At 36.7% G+C, this 986-nt stretch carries 2 protein-coding genes; one reads left to right on the top strand and one right to left on the bottom strand.

Going from position 1 to position 986, the window contains the following annotated elements; genetic code table 11:
• Window positions 1–311, bottom strand: a 311-nt coding sequence (locus IQR33_RS36185) for a hypothetical protein (protein ID WP_193844136.1), incomplete at its 3' end; no start/stop codon positions are given.
• A gap of 254 nt (window positions 312–565) precedes the next feature.
• Between IQR33_RS36185 and IQR33_RS36180 the strand changes: the two genes are divergently transcribed.
• Window positions 566–859, top strand: a complete 294-nt coding sequence (locus IQR33_RS36180) for a hypothetical protein (RefSeq protein ID WP_193263257.1) — start codon at window positions 566–568, stop codon at window positions 857–859.
• Window positions 860–986: the final 127 nt, after the last annotated feature.

Here is a 986-nt window from a genome sequence, read left to right as displayed (position 1 = left end):
TCGAGAATTTCATGAATATAGTCTGGCGAATACGCATACTTACCACGGATCATTTCAGGTGGTTGATAGCCTTGCTCCACCCAATCTTCTTCCTTTTTTTTAAACGTGTTGACAGAGTCCCAGCCACACATTTTGCTCATTTTGGTTTGTGGAACTGAGTGATTAAGAATGACCTTGCTGACTTCAAACTGTTCATCAAGTACAACCTTCGATTGCTGAAGGATGTTTGCTCGACGTTCTGACTCGGTACGACTTACGCTCTCGTTTGCTTTTTCCAAATTCTGCAAAACGGATTCAGTGACTGATGACATTGTGACTCTCCATATAATTGACAGTCATATTGTCAATTAACAGGTGATGACTGTCAATGATAATTGGTAGGTATCAATGATATGTTGAGGCTATCATTTTTATTTGAGGCTTTCATCACAGAATCCTAATGAAAAAAGTCAAATACAGTGCGAACAGAATCTATAGGTTGATTTTGTCGCTGTATATGGTCAGATATCTGAGTGTACAGGAACACAATATATTCACTAGGTTATTAATAAATAGAGAAAAAATAATGAGCGACATTAAAGAGCAATTGCTAGTATTTTTGAGAGAACGGACCGTGGTGGAGGCTGTTGTGTCTCCGAGTGTTTATGTAAAAAGTACTGCAATCCCACGCGAAGATAAGTTAGAAATTGTATTACATCGGCAGTCTACTCCATATAACAGTAAACATTTCATTGATGTGATGATAGAAGTACCTTTAGAAATCAACAGAAAAAATTTCGAAATTATTAAGAGCTGGCCTATGTGCAAACTAAACGAATACTCAGATTCTAGTATGTTATTAGTGAAACGCGAAGACTAAAAAACTTGAGTTGTTGAGTAAAGTATGCCTAACGTATATAGTTAAGCATACTTTACAAAGATAGGTTTCTTGTTACCGTGACTAAAGACGAATACATTGAGTGCTATAAACGAAAAGGTTGGACTAC

Origin of the sequence: Vibrio sp. OPT46 (genome assembly GCF_015163535.1) — a bacterium.
Taxonomy (GTDB): Bacteria; Pseudomonadota; Gammaproteobacteria; order Enterobacterales; family Vibrionaceae; genus Vibrio; species Vibrio alginolyticus.
Note: the sequence above shows the minus strand (reverse complement) of the source record. Positions and strands in the feature narration are given on the sequence as shown.